Below are 14,709 nucleotides of genomic sequence, written 5' to 3' on the forward strand. Positions count from 1 at the left end.
TGTGCTTGCGTCGGGATTTGATGGTCATAGATCTCTCCAGGTTCGGCCTGTTGTCAGGTCATTTTTACGGGGAAAGATCTCGCTTAGCTAGCTGTTCAAAAAACTGGAACCACTTCTGGGCTGCAGCACCTGGCGCCCACCATGCAGCAGGCGCTGCGCCAGCGCGGTGACCTCTGCCAGGCTGCGCACGGGGCACAGCAGGGCGAACTCATCCCCACCCAGGCGGCACACCAGGTCTTCGGCCGCCGCGGCCTGTTGCACCATGCCGGCCAGATCGCGCAGCGCCTGGTCGCCCGCCGGGTGGCCCAAATCGTCGTTGATGGCCTTGAAGTGGTCCACATCAAAACTCATCAACCACGTAGGCGTGGCATGCCGCTGGAAGGCGGCATAGGCCTCTTCCAGCACCTGCATGAAGCGCCGCCGGTTGTGCAGCCCCGTCAGCTCGTCGTTCATGGCCTGCTGCTGCAGTTGCTGCTGCAGCCGCTTGCTGGCGGTGATGTTGCTGGCCACCCAGACGACGGCGCGCTCGCCGCAGCAAGGCTGGTCCAAGGCGGTGATCCGGCCTTCGAACCAGATGGCATCCACCGGTCCGTCGGTGGGCAGACCCAGCACATCGTGGGCGCTCAGTTCGTACTCGACCACCAGCATTTGCTGGCGGGCCAGCGTGTCCCGGATCTGCTGCAAGAACCAGTCGGCCTTGGACGCCACCAGCACGTCGGCGATGTACTTGCCGACCAGGGAGCTGCCGTCGTGGTAGTAGCGCTTGTCCTTGCGACCCAGGATGGCCGCGTAGCGCCCCGTCTCCGTCAGGATGAAGGTCGGGTCGGGCAGACTGGCGCAGATGGCTTCGTACTGGCTGGCCGTGAAGAAAGTGGTATCGGTCATGACAAGCGCCAGAGCAGGGACAGCAAATTCTCTCAGATTCATCCGCCGCGAAAGGGCTGCCACCGCCCTGGAAACTACGGAGGTGGGCACTGACACCCTGCGGGTTGCGCCTGGATGTAGGGCACAGGCACGGTGTTCCCCAGCCTCATCCGCACCAGCCTATCGCCCCCTGCGCCAGCGGTACAACCGGTGGCACCACCCGCCAGATATGCAGGCAGGCAGATGGTTGAGGCTGACCATGGATTCCAGCTGCAAAAAATACATAGCGGCTTGCGCAGTCTGGATAAGCACTATCCGCCAATTTTGTTGATATATCTCTCGGCAAAAGCCTGCCACAGCCCCTCAGGCAGACGAACCACCCTGGACACCCAATCGGAGACCACACCCGGGTTGGGTGGGGTTTACGCTGTCATGACGCAGACATTGAGCCGCGTTGCTGTTGCCGGGGTCAATACCAGCAGGCCCTTGCCCGCGTTGTGGCACGCCCGTCTCCCGCTCGTCGGTGCACCATCACCACCGGGTGCGGGGTGATTCACGGTCAGCGCTGGGCATGCTGGTGTTGCCGCAAGGTGTACAGGTACAGCTGCTCCACCTTCTCGCGCGCCCAAGGGGTCTTGCGCAGAAAGCGCAGGCTGGACGGGATGCTAGGGTCCAGGTTGAAGCAGCGCACGGGAATGCGCGCACCCAGCTCAGCCCAGCCGTAGTGGTCGACCAGGTCGGTGAGCATGCGCTCCAGCGTCAGGCCATGCAGAGGGTTGCGCGGTTGTTCTTGGGAAGTCATCGCCAGATCATGGAATCGTTAAAAAAGCCCCTCCGGCCGTGGGCCAGGAGGGGCTTGCTCGCGCATCGCGGGCAAGGTATCACTCGCGCCAGTGCTCCGCCACCCAGGTAGCGGGCTGGATGTAGCGGAAGCGCCGGTTGCGGCGGCCCGCCAAGGCATCGGGCGGGTTGCATTCGCCATGGAAGATCACGATGCGCGCATTCGGTGGCACAAACGTGGGCTTCCAGAAGTTGGTCGGCCAGGTCGGGATGCAGTGGTACTTGAAGCTCGGGCACCACTCGGCCGGCCAGTACTTGAGCTTGCCTTGCTTGTGGATCGCATCCGACAAGTAGGCCTGCTCGTTGCGGAACTGCTTGCGGATGTCCTCGAAGTGGCCGCGGAAATACTCCAGCACGTCGGCATGCGCCCCCAGCTCGAAGCGGTACACCGACGAGTTGCCCGTGATGCGCCACGGACGCTTGTGGTCGTGGATGATGAGGAACTCACCGGGGTAGGTGAAGAAGTCATCCAGAGGTCCGGTGATGACCACGTCCACATCCAGGAACAGCGCCGTTCCGCGCAGGCCGTGCAGGTCTTTGGTGAACGTGGTCAGCTTGGTCCAGCCACGCTCGGGGATGCCCGGGGGCAGGTCCAGCGAGGGAATGGGCAGGCATTCGACCTCGGAACGAATCCCTTCAGCGTTGTCGGTCAGGCAGACAAAGCGAAAATCACCACTGAGATGACGGCGCACCATGGCGTACAGGCGGTTCACATATTCCGGCCCGTATTTGGTGCCCCACTTCATGCACAGGATATGGCGCTGTGGCGCGGTGGAGGTGGTTGTGCTCATGCTGGTGCGCGGCAAGGCTTAGTGGCCTTTTTTGGTCGACTTGGGGCCTGCCTTCTTGGCACGCTTGACGAGACCACCCTGGGTCAGGCGCTGGTTGCCCAGCACGCGGATCTGCTTGACCTCGGGCTTGCTGCCGGCACGGCCGAACTTCAGCAACTTGATGTCGCGGGGGCCGGCCTTGCGGTCTTCGTCCAGCGCCTTTTCCTTGTCGGGAATGGGGCGCCACAGGACCAGCAGCTTGCCGATGTGTTGGATGGGAGCGGCGTTGAGTTCGTCGCACAGTTGCAGGTAGACCTGTTCGCGCGCGGCACGGTCGTCGCCGAACACACGCACCTTGATCAGGCCATGGGCATTCAGGGCGGCGTCAACTTCCTTCTGGACGGCGGGTGTCAAGCCGTCACCACCGATCATGACCACGGGGTCCAGATGGTGGGCGTTGGCGCGGTGTTCCCGGCGCTCCGCGGGAGTTAATTCAATTTGGGGCATGCCCGTATTATCGAGGCTGGAAGAAATTTGCGATGAATACCAAAACGAAAAGCAAGAAGGTCAACAAGAATTGGCTGAATGCCCACCTGAACGACCCTTATGTGCAAGCTGCCCAAAAGGACGGCTACCGCGCCCGTGCGGCCTACAAACTCAAGGAAATCGACGAAACCTTCAAACTGATCCGCCCCGGGCAGATCGTGGTGGACCTGGGCTGCACGCCCGGCGCCTGGAGCCAGTATGTGCGGCGCAAGATGTCGCCCGCCGGGGCTGCCGCCGGCACGCTGAACGGCACCATCATCTCGCTGGACCTGCTGCCCATGGAGCCCATCGAGGGCGTGCACTACATCCAGGGCGACTTCCGTGAAGAGTCCGTGCTCACCCAGCTGGAAACCGTCGTCCAGGGCCGCCCTGTCGACGTGGTGGTCTCCGACATGGCCCCCAACCTGTCGGGCAACAGCACCACCGATGGTGCCCGGGTGGAGCACCTGATCGAGCTGGCCGTGGACTTTGCCAGCCACCACCTGCGCCCCGAAGGCGCCCTGGTGGCCAAGGTCTTCCACGGCCCGGGCTACGACGATCTGGTCAAGCTGTTCCGTGAGCATTTCAAGGTCGTCAAGACCCTCAAGCCCAAGTCCTCGCGCGACAAATCGTCCGAGACTTTCCTGATCGGCATGGGCCTGAAATAAAAACCGGGAACACCGGGGTTGACCCAACGCACAGCGGAAAACCCCAGTTTCCTATTGCCTTGGCGGGAATAAGGGTTCGGCCCTGCCGCTTGAAAGACCTAAAATGGGTCGCACATGGATGCATAGCGTCCATGTGTGACTGTATTTCTCCTTTTTTCCTTGGAGCCCCGCTTGAACAATCAGTGGTTTTCAAAAATTGCCGTCTGGCTGGTCATTGCCATGGTGTTGTTTACGGTTTTCAAGCAATTTGATAACCGCAGCAGCACTGGTGCAAACCACATCGGCTATTCGGAATTCCTCTCTGAGGTGCGCAACAACCGCATCAAGAGTGCAACCATTCAGGAAGGTCAGGGCGGTACCGAGATCGTTGCCTTGACCACCGACGATCGTCGCATTCGCACGACGGCCACCTACCTGGACCGCGGTCTGGTTGGTGATCTGATTGCCAACGATGTCAAGTTCGACGTCAAACCCCGCGAAGAAGGCTCATTGCTGATGAGTCTGCTGATCAGCTGGGGACCCATGCTGCTGCTGATTGGCGTGTGGGTGTACTTCATGCGCCAGATGCAGGGCGGCGGCAAGGGTGGTGCGTTCAGCTTCGGCAAGTCCAAGGCGCGCATGCTGGACGAGAACAACAACACCGTCACCTTTGCCGACGTGGCCGGCTGCGATGAAGCCAAGGAAGAAGTCAAGGAAGTCGTCGACTTCCTGAAGGACCCCAACAAATTCCAGAAGCTGGGTGGCCGCATCCCCCGTGGTCTGCTGCTGGTCGGCCCGCCCGGTACCGGCAAGACCTTGCTGGCCAAGTCGATTGCCGGCGAGGCCAAGGTCCCCTTCTTCTCGATTTCCGGCTCCGACTTCGTGGAAATGTTCGTCGGCGTGGGCGCAGCCCGTGTGCGCGACATGTTCGAGAACGCCAAGAAGAATGCCCCCTGCATCATCTTCATCGACGAAATCGATGCCGTGGGTCGCCAGCGCGGTGCCGGCATGGGCGGCGGCAATGACGAACGCGAGCAGACGCTGAACCAGATGCTGGTCGAGATGGATGGTTTTGAAACCAACCTCGGCGTGATCGTCGTGGCGGCCACCAACCGTCCCGACATCCTGGACGCCGCCCTGCTGCGCCCCGGCCGCTTCGACCGTCAGGTCTATGTGACGCTGCCCGACATTCGTGGCCGCGAACAGATTCTGAACGTGCACATGCGCAAGATCCCCGTGGGCCAGGACGTGAATCCGTCCGTGATTGCCCGCGGCACGCCCGGCATGTCTGGCGCCGACCTGGCCAACCTGTGCAACGAAGCCGCCCTGATGGCTGCGCGCCGCAACGCCCGCACCGTGGAGATGCAGGACTTCGAGAAGGCCAAAGACAAGATCATCATGGGCCCCGAGCGCAAGTCCATGGTCATGCCCGAGGAAGAGCGACGCAACACGGCCTACCACGAAGCCGGTCACGCCCTGATCGGCCGCCTGCTGCCCAAGTGCGATCCCGTGCACAAGGTCACCATCATCCCGCGTGGCCGTGCATTGGGCGTGACCATGAGCCTGCCCGAGAAGGACCGCTACTCCTACGATAAGGAGTACATGCTGAACCAGATCGCCATGCTGTTTGGGGGCCGCATCGCCGAAGAGGTGTTCATGAACCAGATGACCACCGGCGCCTCGAACGACTTCGAGCGTGCGACCCAGATCGCGCGCGACATGGTGACGCGCTACGGCATGAGCGACGCCCTGGGCACCATGGTCTATTCCGAACAGGATGGTGAGCCCTTCCTGGGGCGCAGCTTCAGCAAGGGCGCCAACCTTTCGGAGGCCACCATGCAGAAGGTGGACGATGAAGTGCGCCGCATCATTGACGAGCAGTACAACCTGGCGCGCAAGCTGATCGAAGACAACAGCGACAAGATGCACGCCATGGCCAAGGCCATGCTCGAATGGGAAACCATCGACACCGAACAGCTGGATGACATTTTTGCCGGCAAGGATCCCCGCCCTCCCAAGGACTGGGTCCCCCGCACGCCCAAGTCCAGTGATGATGGCAATTCGTCCGGGGGCGGCACACCCGCTGTGGACGCCGACCCATCACCGACTGCGGCTTAAGCGGACACAGCACAGCAACGGGGCCTTCGCGCCCCGTTTTCTTTTGGCCGCCTCCTGGCGCGATTCTTTGGGAGCCTGCCCATGCATTGGCAAACCTCACGCTTTCTACTGGACCTGCAACGCCCGCTGATCATGGGCATTGTCAACAACACCCCGGACTCCTTTTCCGACGGGGGCCGGCACCGGGATCTGGCGGCCGTGCGCCACGCGGAAAAGCTGATTCGTGACGGCGCCGACATCCTGGACATCGGCGGCGAATCGACACGCCCGGGCTCCCCAGCCGTGCCACAGGACGAGGAGATGCGCCGCGTCCTGCCTGTGGTGCAGCAAGCCGTCAAGCTCGGGGTCCCGATTTCCGTGGACACCTACAAGCCCGCCGTGATGCAAGCCGTGCTGGACGCTGGTGCGGACATCGTCAACGACATCTGGGGCCTGAGGCAACCCGGCGCCCAGGACGTGGTGGCCCGCCACCCCAGCTGTGGGGTCTGCCTGATGCACATGCACCAGACGCCCCAGAACATGCACCTGGACCACATGGTCGGTGACCCGGTGCCGCAGGTGCGTGATTTACTGCTGCACGCAACCCAGTCGCTGCTACAGCGCGGGGTGCAGCGCAACCGCATCGTCTGGGACTACGGGATTGGTTTTGGCAAGAGCGTGGCACAAAATTTTGCACTGCTTGCGCGCCAGCACGAGCTGCTGGAACTAGACTTCCCGCTTTTGGCAGGTTGGTCGCGCAAGGGCTCCCTGGGCACGGTCAGTGGCCTTCCGGTCGAGCAACGCATGGTCCCCAGCGTCGCTGCGGCGCTGCTGGCCGTCGAGCGCGGCGCACGGGTAGTCCGGGTCCACGATGTGGCGGAGACCCGGGCCGCCTTGTCCGTCTGGCAAGCCATGCAACCACCCGCCACCTCCGCATAAAACCAAGGACAACATGCATGGCACGCACCTATTTCGGCACCGATGGCATCCGCGGCAAAGTGGGCCAGTCGCCCATCACCCCGGATTTCGCACTCCGCCTGGCACATGCCGTGGGGCGGGTGCTCAAGCGCACCCAGGAGCGCCCCTCCGTGCTGATCGGCAAGGACACCCGCATCTCGGGCTACATGCTCGAAGCCGCCATGGAAGCGGGCTTCAACGCCGCCGGCGTGGATGTCACCTTGCTGGGCCCCCTGCCCACCCCCGGCGTTGCCTACCTGACGCGCACCCAGCGCGCCAGCCTGGGCGTGGTCATCAGCGCCAGCCACAATCCGTTTTACGACAACGGCATCAAGTTCTTCAGTGCCCAGGGCACCAAGCTGGACGATGCATGGGAAGAAGCCGTCGAGACCGCCCTGGACGAAGCCCCGCAATGGGTCGACTCGGCCGCGCTGGGCAAGACCAAGCGCCTGGATGACGCCGCAGGCCGCTACATCGAGTTTTGCAAGAGCACCTTCGACAACCACCTGTCCCTGCACGGGCTGCGGATTGTGGTCGATGCCGCCCACGGCGCGGCATACCACATCGCCCCCAAGGTGTTCCATGAACTGGGGGCCGAGGTCATTGCGATTGGTTGCCAGCCGGATGGTCTGAACATCAACCACGATGTCGGCGCCACCCACCCCGAAGCGCTGACACTCGCGGTGCGCGCCAACCACGCCCACTATGGCGTGGCGCTGGATGGCGATGCCGACCGCCTGCTGATGGTTGACCAGACCGGCCGCCTGTACAACGGCGACGAGCTGATGTACCTGATGGTGCAGGACCGCGTGCAGCGCGGCATGCAGGTCCAGGGTGCCGTGGGCACCTTGATGACCAACATGGCCGTGGAGGTGGCCCTCAAGCAGCGCGGCATCGAGTTTGTGCGCGCCAAGGTGGGCGACCGCTACGTGCTAGAAGCCCTGAACGACAAGGGCTGGCAGATCGGTGGCGAGGGCTCCGGCCACCTGCTGGCCCTGGACAAGCACACCACAGGTGACGGACTGGTTTCCGCACTGCAAGTGCTGCAAAGCTGCGTGCGCAGCGGCAAGACCTTGGCACAGCAGCTGCAGGAGCTGACGCTGTTCCCGCAGGAGCTGATCAACGTGCGCCTGGCCCCGGGCCAGGACTGGAAGAGCAATACCCAGCTGGCCCAGACGCAAGCGGCCATCGAACAGCAGTTGGGCGACAGCGGCCGCGTGCTGATCCGCGCCAGTGGCACCGAGCCGCTGCTGCGCGTGATGGTGGAGGCGCGCGATGCCGCCCAGGCCCGCCACTGCGCCCAGCAGTTGGCCGACGCCGCCCGGGCGGGTTGACCCACGATGGCAGCGCGGGGCTGGCCCCGCATCCAGATCCGCACCAGCTGGGTGCGGATTGCTTGCATTTATCTGGCAAGCGGCCACAATCGACGCAACGCACCATTTTTGTGCAGCCCTATGGCCCGGACAACCCTGTTGCCCGGGCCTTTCTCCGTGTAGGCGTCTGACCTTTGACACACGGTTTGTTCCACACATCCGCTAGGAAGCACCTCATGGCCACCACCAAGCCTGCTATCACCCTGTCTGCATTGGACATGGACCGCCTCGAAACCCTGATGGAAAAGCTGCCCAGCAACTTCGCGGGCCTGCAAGCCCTGGAGGCCGAACTCAACCGCGCGGACGTGCTGGAGCCGCACGAAATGCCCGCGAATGTGGTCACGATGAACTCCACCGTCCGCTTCACCCTGCTGGAAAGCGACAAGAGCCAGACCCTGACCCTGGTCTACCCCAAGGAAGCCGATGGCAGCCCGGACAAGGTCTCGGTGTTTGCGCCCGTGGGCACGGCCCTGCTGGGCCTGCGTGAAGGGGATGTGTTCGAGTTGCCCAGTCCGGCCGGCAAGCCCGTGACCGTCCGCGTGGATGCCATCACCTACCAGCCTGAAAGCGCTGGCGAACTGCACCGCTGAGCCGGCCAGACGCTGGACACACCGCGCAACGCACGCGCTGCCTAGCGAAACACCGAAGCACAAGGCGGCGGCACTGGGAATTACCCATCCTTGCCGGGCCTGTGAATTCAGACAATGCTGAAAAGCATCCATTCCTAGGCACAATGTCCGCCATGACACAGACACCCCCACTTCCTCCACTGAACCGGCAATTCGTCTCGCACTTTGGCGAGATGGGCAGCCGTTGGGGCATCAACCGCACCGTCGGGCAAATCTACGCGTTGCTCTACCTGTCGCCGCGTGCGCTGAATGCGGAGGAAATTTCGGAAACCCTGGAGTTCTCGCGCTCCAACGTCAGCATGGGGCTGAAGGAGCTTCAATCGTGGCGGCTGGTCAACCTGCGCCACCACCCCGGTGATCGGCGCGAGTACTTCGAAGCACCGCAGGACGTGTGGGAAATCTTCCGCCGCCTGGCCGAAGAGCGCCGCCGCCGCGAGATCGAGCCGACCCAGTCCATGCTGCGCTCGGCCCTGCTGGAAGAGGCCTCGTCCGATGACGAACGCCATGCCCAGCAGCGCATGCAGGAAATGTACGAACTGATCGAGAAGCTGATGACCTGGTTCGACGATGTGCAGCGCCTCAAGCCCGAGACCGCCATGCAGCTCATGGGCATGGGTGCGGCCGTGACCCGGGTGCTGGACTTCAAGGACCGCCTGATCGGGGGCAAGGGCAAGACCACCAAGGACGCGCACTCGACCGAGCCACCCGCAGGCGCATAACCACCGCGCCTCCCACACCCCAGGGCCTGCCATGCAGGCCCTTTGTTTTGGAGGGGCTGGGCACGGCCCTCAGCCGCCCGGGCGCACGGTGGCAATCTGGCTGCGCAAGGCACGCAGCTGGGTCTTGAGGGTCTGTGCGTGCGCAGGCCCCAGGCGCAGCAGGATCTTGTGGCCTGCCGACAGCGACTGCCACTGCGGGTCCGCCAATTCATAGCGCAGCCAGGGCTGCTGGGGCGCGACCGAGCCCTGCACCTCCACCAGCCGCAAGGCCAGCGGCCCCTGGACTTCGGGTGCCTGCAGCAGGTGGTCGATCACCGCCACCAGCCGGTCGTTGAAGTACTGACCGGGGTAGCCGAGCGCCTCGTAGGCCTGCTGCAGCACGGGATAGAAGCGGCGGTACAGCGCCGCCGCATGGGCGACGTCCACGCTGGCGATCCAGCCGACCACGGCGTCGTAGCGCGCACTGTTGCCGGACGCGATCTGCAGGCTGCCATCGGCGGCTTGCTGGGTCAGCATGCGGCCCCCCACCGGATACAGCGGCCACAGGCGCGGCGCGGCATGGCCGCGTGGCAGGTTGTCGATGGTGGCCACGATGTGGTGGGCCAGCCCCTGCAAGGCGACGAACTTGAGCACCTGGGGCCGGCCCAGCCAGTCGCTGACGGCTTGCTCAAAGCCTGCGGCATCGGGTGCCGGGCTGGCGGCGGTGTCGGCCGGGGCGGCCACCGGGTGCTGTGGCCCTTCGGGTGGTGCCGCTGCGGCCATGGACTCTGGTGCCGGGGGCTGCGGTGTGGCAACGGGTTCCGGTGCGGCCGGTGCTGGTGCCGGCGGTGTCACGGCGTGCGGGGCCTGGGTGTGCTGCCAGGCGTACCAGCCGCCTGCCGCCAGGGCCAGCAGCAGGGCCGTGGCCGCCAGCGGGGTGCCGCGGCCACGCTGGGGTGCGGATGGCCGCGGGGGTCTGAGGTCGTGATCCGTCATGGCCTGGGGTCCTCCTGTCTGCGTGCATGATCAGGTGTCCTACCATACCGCGCCCGGCCGGCTTGCCTACCCAGGGCATGGGCGGGCATAAAAAACCGCCTTCCAGGAAAGGCGGTGGTAGCGTGCGGGCCCGCGTGTCAGTCGCGCGCGGCGCCGGCCTTGGCCAGCAGTTCCTTGCGCGTGGCCTCATCGTCCATCAGCTCAAACCACATGGCGTTGAGCACGGCAAACGCGGCCGCCAGCGGCAGTCCCAAAATCCAGGCGAAGTACCACATAGCAACTTCCTTTCAGCGATTCATTGTTCAAAAAACAGAGCGCGTGGCGCTTGCCCATCGAGCATTTCGAGATGAAACATTTGAAATAACTTGATGGGACAAGCGCTGGCCGCTCACTTTTTAGTAAGCATGGCCCTTGCCCTGCGCAATCTCGTCCGGGCTCACCTTACCCCGCATGATGTGGAACACCCAGCTGGTATAGGCCAGGATGATGGGCAGGAAGATGATGGTGGACACCAGCATGATGAACAGGGTCAGGTGGCTGGACGAGGCGTCCCAGACCATCAGGCTGAACAGCGGGTCCACCGACGACGGCAGGATGAAGGGGAACATGGACACGCCCACGCTCAGCACGATGCCGGCGATGCCCAGGCCGCTGGCCAGCAGGCCCAGCCATTCCCGGCGCAGCTTCAGGCCCAGGGCGGCCACCAGGGGCATCAGCACGCCCAGGCCGGGCACGATCCACAGCAGTGGCTGTTGGGCGTAATTGGCCAGCCAGGCGCCCTGCCCCAGCGCGGCCGACTTCAGCAGCGGGTTGGAAGGACCGGTGGTGCTCATGGCTTCGGTCAGCACATAGCCGCTCAGCTGTGTCAGCCACACGCCGGCACCGGCGTACAGCACGGCGGTCAGCACCGCCGCCAGCATGCCCCAGCGCGCGGCACGGGCCTGCACGGCGCCCTCGGTCTTGAAGACCAGCCAGGTGGCACCGTGCATCAGCAGCATGCACAGCGACACCAGGCCACACAGCAGGGTGAAGGGCGTGAACAGCGCGAAGAAGCTGCCGTCGTAGTAGATGCGCATGTCATCGGCCAGGCGGAAAGGCACGCCCAGCAGCACATTCCCCATGGCCACGCCAAACACCAGCGAGGGACCCCAACCGCACAGGCACAGCACCCAGTCCCAGGTGTTGCGCCAGGTGGTGCTTTCGCGCTTGCTGCGGAACTTGAAGGCCACGGGGCGCAGGATCAGGCACACCAGGATGGCAAACATGGCCAGGTAGAAGCCCGAGAAGGAGATGGCATACAGCTGGGGCCAGGCGGCGAAGATGGCGCCCCCGCCCAGGATCAGCCAGACCTGGTTGCCTTCCCACACCGGGCCGATGGTGTTGATCACCACGCGGCGCTCGACATCGGTCTTACCGGTGGCGCGCAGCAGCGCGGCGGCGCCCAGGTCGAACCCGTCGGTCACGGCAAAGCCCACCAGCAGGATGCCCAGCAGCAGCCACCAGATGACGCGCAGCACGTCATAGCTCAAAAGTTCATGCAAGATCATGTGTGACTCCCTCGGTTACTTGGCGCTGTAGGCATCCGCGAACTTCTTCGCGTAGCTGCTCAGGTGGGGGGCACTCTCCTCCTGCGGCCCCTTCAGGATGGCCTTGCGCATCAGCACCATTTCGATGACGAACATGACGGTGTAGATGGCCACGAACAGCGCAATCGTCATCAGCACCGTGCTGGCGCCCAGGTTTGACACCGCCATGGCCGTGGGCAGCACGCCTTCAATGATCCAGGGCTGGCGGCCCAGCTCGGCCACGATCCAGCCGCATTCGGCGGCAATCCACGGCAGGGGGATGGCCATCACCGCCACCTTCAGCAACCAGGGGTAGGCATCCAGCTTGTGGCGCGCCGACAGCACGAAGAAGGTGGCCGTCAGCACGATAAAGAACATGCCCAGACCCACCATCACGCGGAAGGACCAGAACAACGGGCCTACGGGCGGAATGGTGTCCGCCGCGGCCTTCTGGATCTGCAGGCGGGTGGCCTGGCGCGGATCGTCGGTGTAGCGCATCAGCAGCAGGGCATAGCCCATGTTGGCGCCATGCTCCTCGAACGTGTCCACGGCGCTCTGCGGCACTTCCGACGGCTTCTTGTAGCTGCGGATGGTCTGCAGCGCGTCATAGGCCTTGATGCCGGATTCGATGCGCTCTTCGGCACGCGCCACCAGGTCGTTGATGCCGGGGATCTGCGTGTCCAGCGAGCGGGTGCCGATCAGGCCCATCACCCAGGGGATGTGCACGGCGTAGTGTGTCTCGCGCGCCGCCGTGTCCGGGATGCCCACGGCCGTGAAGGCGGCCGGCGCGGGTTCGGTGTCCCACATGGCTTCGATCGCGGCCAGCTTCATCTTCTGGTGCTCCGACGACAGGTAGCCACTTTCGTCCCCCAGCACCACCACCGACAGCGACGCCGCCAGGCCGAACGAGGCCGCCACGGTCATCGAGCGCTTGGCCAGGGCCACATGGCGGCCCTTGAGCAGGTACCAGGCCGAGATGCCCAGCACAAAGATCGCCGCCACGGTGTAGCCGGCCGACACGGTGTGCACGAACTTGGCCTGGGCCACGGGGTTGGTGAGCACGGCAAAGAAGTCAGTCACTTCCATGCGCATGGTCTGCGGGTTGAACGCGGCGCCCACAGGGTTCTGCATCCAGCCATTGGCGATCAGGATCCACAGCGCCGAGAAGTTGGAGCCGATGGCCACCAGCCAGGTGGCCACCAGGTGCTGCACCTTGGTCATGCGGTCCCAGCCGAAGAAGAACAGGCCGACAAAGGTGGCTTCCAGGAAGAAGGCCATCAGGCCCTCGATCGCCAGCGGCGCGCCGAAGATGTCGCCCACATAGTGGCTGTAGTAGCTCCAGTTCATGCCGAACTGGAACTCCATCACCACGCCGGTCGCCACACCCATGGCGAAGTTGATACCGAACAGCACACCCCAGAACTTGGTCATGTCGCGCCAGATGGTGCGCCCGGTCATCACGTAGACGGTTTCCATGATGGCCACGAGCACCGCCAGGCCAATGGTCAGCGGTACGAACAGGAAGTGGTAGAGCGCCGTTACCGCGAATTGCAATCGCGATAGGTCGACGATGTCGAGGTCCATGGGGAAGTCCTTTCTCTCTTAAAAACCCTTGGCCGTTGCAGGTGCTGCCACCACCGCTGCGTCCTCGCGCAGCCGGCCCAGCAGCTTGTCGAAATCCGTCGTGCCGCGCCGGGCCTCTGCCAGCAGGCGGCCCCCCTCCACCCAGAGCAGACGGTCCGCTGTTTCGGCCTCTCTGCGCCAGTGGGTCGCCACGATCACGGTGTGCCCGTGCATCTGCTGGCGCAGGCGTTGCAGCACGTCCCGGGCCGTGGCGGCATCCAATCCTTCGGTGGGCTCATCCAGCAGCCAGCACGCGGCAGGGTGCAGCAGCAGCCGCGCCAGTGCCAGGCGGCGGGCCTGCCCGCCGGACAGGCCCAGCCCACCTTCACCCAGGCGCGTGTCCAGCCCCTCGGGCAGGGCACGCACATCGGCGGCCAGGCCGGCATCCTCCAGCGCCTGCCACAGCTGGGCATCGCTGCGCCCGGCTGGGCCAGGCGCAGGTTGTCGCGCAGGCTGTCCTGGAACAGCTCGGTGCGCTGGGTCAGCCAGGTGCAGGGCTGGGCCAGCACCTGGCCGTGCACGGCGGGCAGCTCGCCGGCGATCAGCGACAGCAGCGTGCTCTTGCCGGCGCCGCTGGCGCCGATCAGCGCCACCTGGGTGCCCACGGGAATCTGCAGATCCACGGCCGCCAGCGCCCGGTGCGGGCTGCCGCGGTGCTGGGCCGCCGCCTGCTGCAGCCGCACGGCACAGCCTGGCGGTGGTTCAGTCACTTTGATTTCGATAGCTGCAGGCGCTTGCACCACCTGCGGTGCCAGCCGTTGGATGGACAACCAGGTACGACCGGCTTCCACCGCGCCACGGCGCAAGGCGGCGAAAGGCTCCATCGCGGCCAGGGCCACCAGCAGGGCCAGGGCCGCCCCCGGCGCCCCCACCACGCCCTGCTCGACCAGCCAACCCACCGCCAGCAGCACGCCCACCAGGGTCAGCGTGCTGGCCATGCCAAAGGCCATGCTGGCCCGGGCTTCCAGGCGGTTGAGCTGGCGGTCGGCCTGGGCCACGCTGCGCTCCGTGGCCGCCAGGCGGGCACATTGCGCTGGCAGGCGGCCGGCCATCAACAGCTCGGTCTGGCCGGCCACCAGGTCCACGGCCTGGGTGGCGCAGGCGCTCCAGGGCGGCCGCACGGCG

Annotated in this window: 15 protein-coding genes and 2 pseudogenes; 6 read left to right on the top strand and 11 right to left on the bottom strand. The window is 64.7% G+C overall.

Going from position 1 to position 14,709, the window contains the following annotated elements; translation table 11 throughout:
- Window positions 1-87: 87 nt before the first annotated feature.
- The 4 genes from SJH88_RS15950 to SJH88_RS15965 all read right to left on the bottom strand — a co-directional run bounded on the left by SJH88_RS15950 (window position 88) and on the right by SJH88_RS15965 (window position 2,981).
- Window positions 88-885, bottom strand: a complete 798-nt coding sequence (locus tag SJH88_RS15950; RefSeq protein ID WP_274755059.1) for a GGDEF domain-containing protein — start codon at window positions 883-885, stop codon at window positions 88-90.
- Window positions 886-1,423: 538 nt separating this feature from the next.
- A complete protein-coding gene (locus tag SJH88_RS15955; RefSeq protein WP_270148291.1) occupies window positions 1,424-1,666 on the bottom strand; it encodes a VF530 family protein in 243 nt (80 codons plus the stop codon).
- A 79-nt stretch (window positions 1,667-1,745) separates the two neighbouring features.
- Window positions 1,746-2,495 carry a glycosyl transferase gene (locus tag SJH88_RS15960; RefSeq protein ID WP_042415722.1) on the bottom strand — a complete coding sequence of 250 codons (750 nt, stop codon included), beginning with the start codon at window positions 2,493-2,495 and terminating at the stop codon, window positions 1,746-1,748.
- An 18-nt stretch (window positions 2,496-2,513) separates the two neighbouring features.
- Window positions 2,514-2,981, bottom strand: a complete 468-nt coding sequence (locus SJH88_RS15965; RefSeq protein WP_043387171.1) for a YhbY family RNA-binding protein — start codon at window positions 2,979-2,981, stop codon at window positions 2,514-2,516.
- A 32-nt stretch (window positions 2,982-3,013) separates the two neighbouring features.
- Between SJH88_RS15965 and SJH88_RS15970 the strand changes: the two genes are divergently transcribed.
- The 6 genes from SJH88_RS15970 (at window position 3,014) to SJH88_RS15995 (ending at window position 9,421) form a co-directional block, all read left to right on the top strand.
- Window positions 3,014-3,667, top strand: coding sequence for an RlmE family RNA methyltransferase (locus SJH88_RS15970; protein ID WP_045267123.1), 654 nt, complete (start codon window positions 3,014-3,016; stop codon window positions 3,665-3,667).
- Between the two features lie 171 nt (window positions 3,668-3,838).
- On the top strand, window positions 3,839-5,764 hold the full coding sequence (ftsH, locus tag SJH88_RS15975; protein ID WP_042415728.1) for an ATP-dependent zinc metalloprotease FtsH: 1,926 nt from the start codon (window positions 3,839-3,841) through the stop codon (window positions 5,762-5,764).
- Window positions 5,765-5,839: 75 nt separating this feature from the next.
- Window positions 5,840-6,682, top strand: a complete 843-nt coding sequence (gene folP / locus SJH88_RS15980; protein WP_274755066.1) for a dihydropteroate synthase — start codon at window positions 5,840-5,842, stop codon at window positions 6,680-6,682.
- 17 nt (window positions 6,683-6,699) lie between these two features.
- Window positions 6,700-8,034, top strand: coding sequence for a phosphoglucosamine mutase (gene glmM, locus SJH88_RS15985; protein ID WP_260673860.1), 1,335 nt, complete (start codon window positions 6,700-6,702; stop codon window positions 8,032-8,034).
- 215 nt (window positions 8,035-8,249) lie between these two features.
- A complete protein-coding gene (gene rnk / locus SJH88_RS15990; protein WP_043387161.1) occupies window positions 8,250-8,663 on the top strand; it encodes a nucleoside diphosphate kinase regulator in 414 nt (137 codons plus the stop codon).
- 143 nt (window positions 8,664-8,806) lie between these two features.
- The gene (locus tag SJH88_RS15995; protein WP_274755060.1) at window positions 8,807-9,421 is read left to right on the top strand and encodes a GbsR/MarR family transcriptional regulator; all 615 of its coding nucleotides are present in this window, start codon (window positions 8,807-8,809) and stop codon (window positions 9,419-9,421) included.
- A gap of 69 nt (window positions 9,422-9,490) precedes the next feature.
- On the opposite strand, the gene SJH88_RS16000 is transcribed toward SJH88_RS15995, so the two are convergent.
- The 7 genes and pseudogenes from SJH88_RS16000 to SJH88_RS16030 all read right to left on the bottom strand — a co-directional run.
- Window positions 9,491-10,396 (bottom strand): DUF3014 domain-containing protein, encoded by a 906-nt coding sequence (locus SJH88_RS16000; RefSeq protein WP_274755061.1) that lies wholly within the window; start codon window positions 10,394-10,396, stop codon window positions 9,491-9,493.
- A gap of 137 nt (window positions 10,397-10,533) precedes the next feature.
- Complete coding sequence (gene cydX / locus SJH88_RS16005; protein WP_234686620.1) at window positions 10,534-10,671, bottom strand: cytochrome bd-I oxidase subunit CydX; 138 nt, start codon at window positions 10,669-10,671, stop codon at window positions 10,534-10,536.
- A 120-nt stretch (window positions 10,672-10,791) separates the two neighbouring features.
- A complete protein-coding gene (cydB, locus tag SJH88_RS16010) occupies window positions 10,792-11,943 on the bottom strand; it encodes a cytochrome d ubiquinol oxidase subunit II (RefSeq protein WP_274755062.1) in 1,152 nt (383 codons plus the stop codon).
- Window positions 11,944-11,958: 15 nt separating this feature from the next.
- The gene (locus SJH88_RS16015; RefSeq protein WP_274755063.1) at window positions 11,959-13,545 is read right to left on the bottom strand and encodes a cytochrome ubiquinol oxidase subunit I; all 1,587 of its coding nucleotides are present in this window, start codon (window positions 13,543-13,545) and stop codon (window positions 11,959-11,961) included.
- An 18-nt stretch (window positions 13,546-13,563) separates the two neighbouring features.
- Window positions 13,564-13,782: a hypothetical protein gene (locus SJH88_RS16020; protein WP_274755064.1), complete on the bottom strand. Its 219-nt coding sequence runs from the start codon at window positions 13,780-13,782 to the stop codon at window positions 13,564-13,566.
- Window positions 13,783-13,872: 90 nt separating this feature from the next.
- Window positions 13,873-14,079, bottom strand: a pseudogene (locus SJH88_RS16025) (hypothetical protein); the annotation flags it as partial.
- Window positions 14,080-14,123: 44 nt separating this feature from the next.
- Window positions 14,124-14,636 (bottom strand): annotated as a pseudogene (locus SJH88_RS16030) (ATP-binding cassette domain-containing protein); the annotation flags it as partial.
- Between the last annotated feature and the right edge of the window lie 73 nt (window positions 14,637-14,709).

It is taken from the genome of Comamonas sp. GCA5, from assembly GCF_036541385.1.
Taxonomy (GTDB): Bacteria; Pseudomonadota; Gammaproteobacteria; order Burkholderiales; family Burkholderiaceae_C; genus Comamonas; species Comamonas aquatica.

Excerpts from the sequence above, each read along its gene's own strand:
- SJH88_RS15995 (WP_274755060.1), top strand. The coding sequence starts at position 8,807 with ATGTCCGCCATGACACAGACACCCCCACTTCCTCCACTGAACCGGCAA.
- SJH88_RS15955 (WP_270148291.1), bottom strand. The coding sequence starts at position 1,666 with ATGACTTCCCAAGAACAACCGCGCAACCCTCTGCATGGCCTGACGCTG.
- cydX (WP_234686620.1), bottom strand. The coding sequence starts at position 10,671 with ATGTGGTACTTCGCCTGGATTTTGGGACTGCCGCTGGCGGCCGCGTTT.
- glmM (WP_260673860.1), top strand. The coding sequence starts at position 6,700 with ATGGCACGCACCTATTTCGGCACCGATGGCATCCGCGGCAAAGTGGGC.
- rnk (WP_043387161.1), top strand. The coding sequence starts at position 8,250 with ATGGCCACCACCAAGCCTGCTATCACCCTGTCTGCATTGGACATGGAC.
- SJH88_RS15965 (WP_043387171.1), bottom strand. The coding sequence starts at position 2,981 with ATGCCCCAAATTGAATTAACTCCCGCGGAGCGCCGGGAACACCGCGCC.
- SJH88_RS16015 (WP_274755063.1), bottom strand. The coding sequence starts at position 13,545 with ATGGACCTCGACATCGTCGACCTATCGCGATTGCAATTCGCGGTAACG.
- SJH88_RS15960 (WP_042415722.1), bottom strand. The coding sequence starts at position 2,495 with ATGAGCACAACCACCTCCACCGCGCCACAGCGCCATATCCTGTGCATG.
- cydB (WP_274755062.1), bottom strand. The coding sequence starts at position 11,943 with ATGATCTTGCATGAACTTTTGAGCTATGACGTGCTGCGCGTCATCTGG.
- SJH88_RS16000 (WP_274755061.1), bottom strand. The coding sequence starts at position 10,396 with ATGACGGATCACGACCTCAGACCCCCGCGGCCATCCGCACCCCAGCGT.
- SJH88_RS15970 (WP_045267123.1), top strand. The coding sequence starts at position 3,014 with ATGAATACCAAAACGAAAAGCAAGAAGGTCAACAAGAATTGGCTGAAT.
- SJH88_RS15950 (WP_274755059.1), bottom strand. The coding sequence starts at position 885 with ATGACCGATACCACTTTCTTCACGGCCAGCCAGTACGAAGCCATCTGC.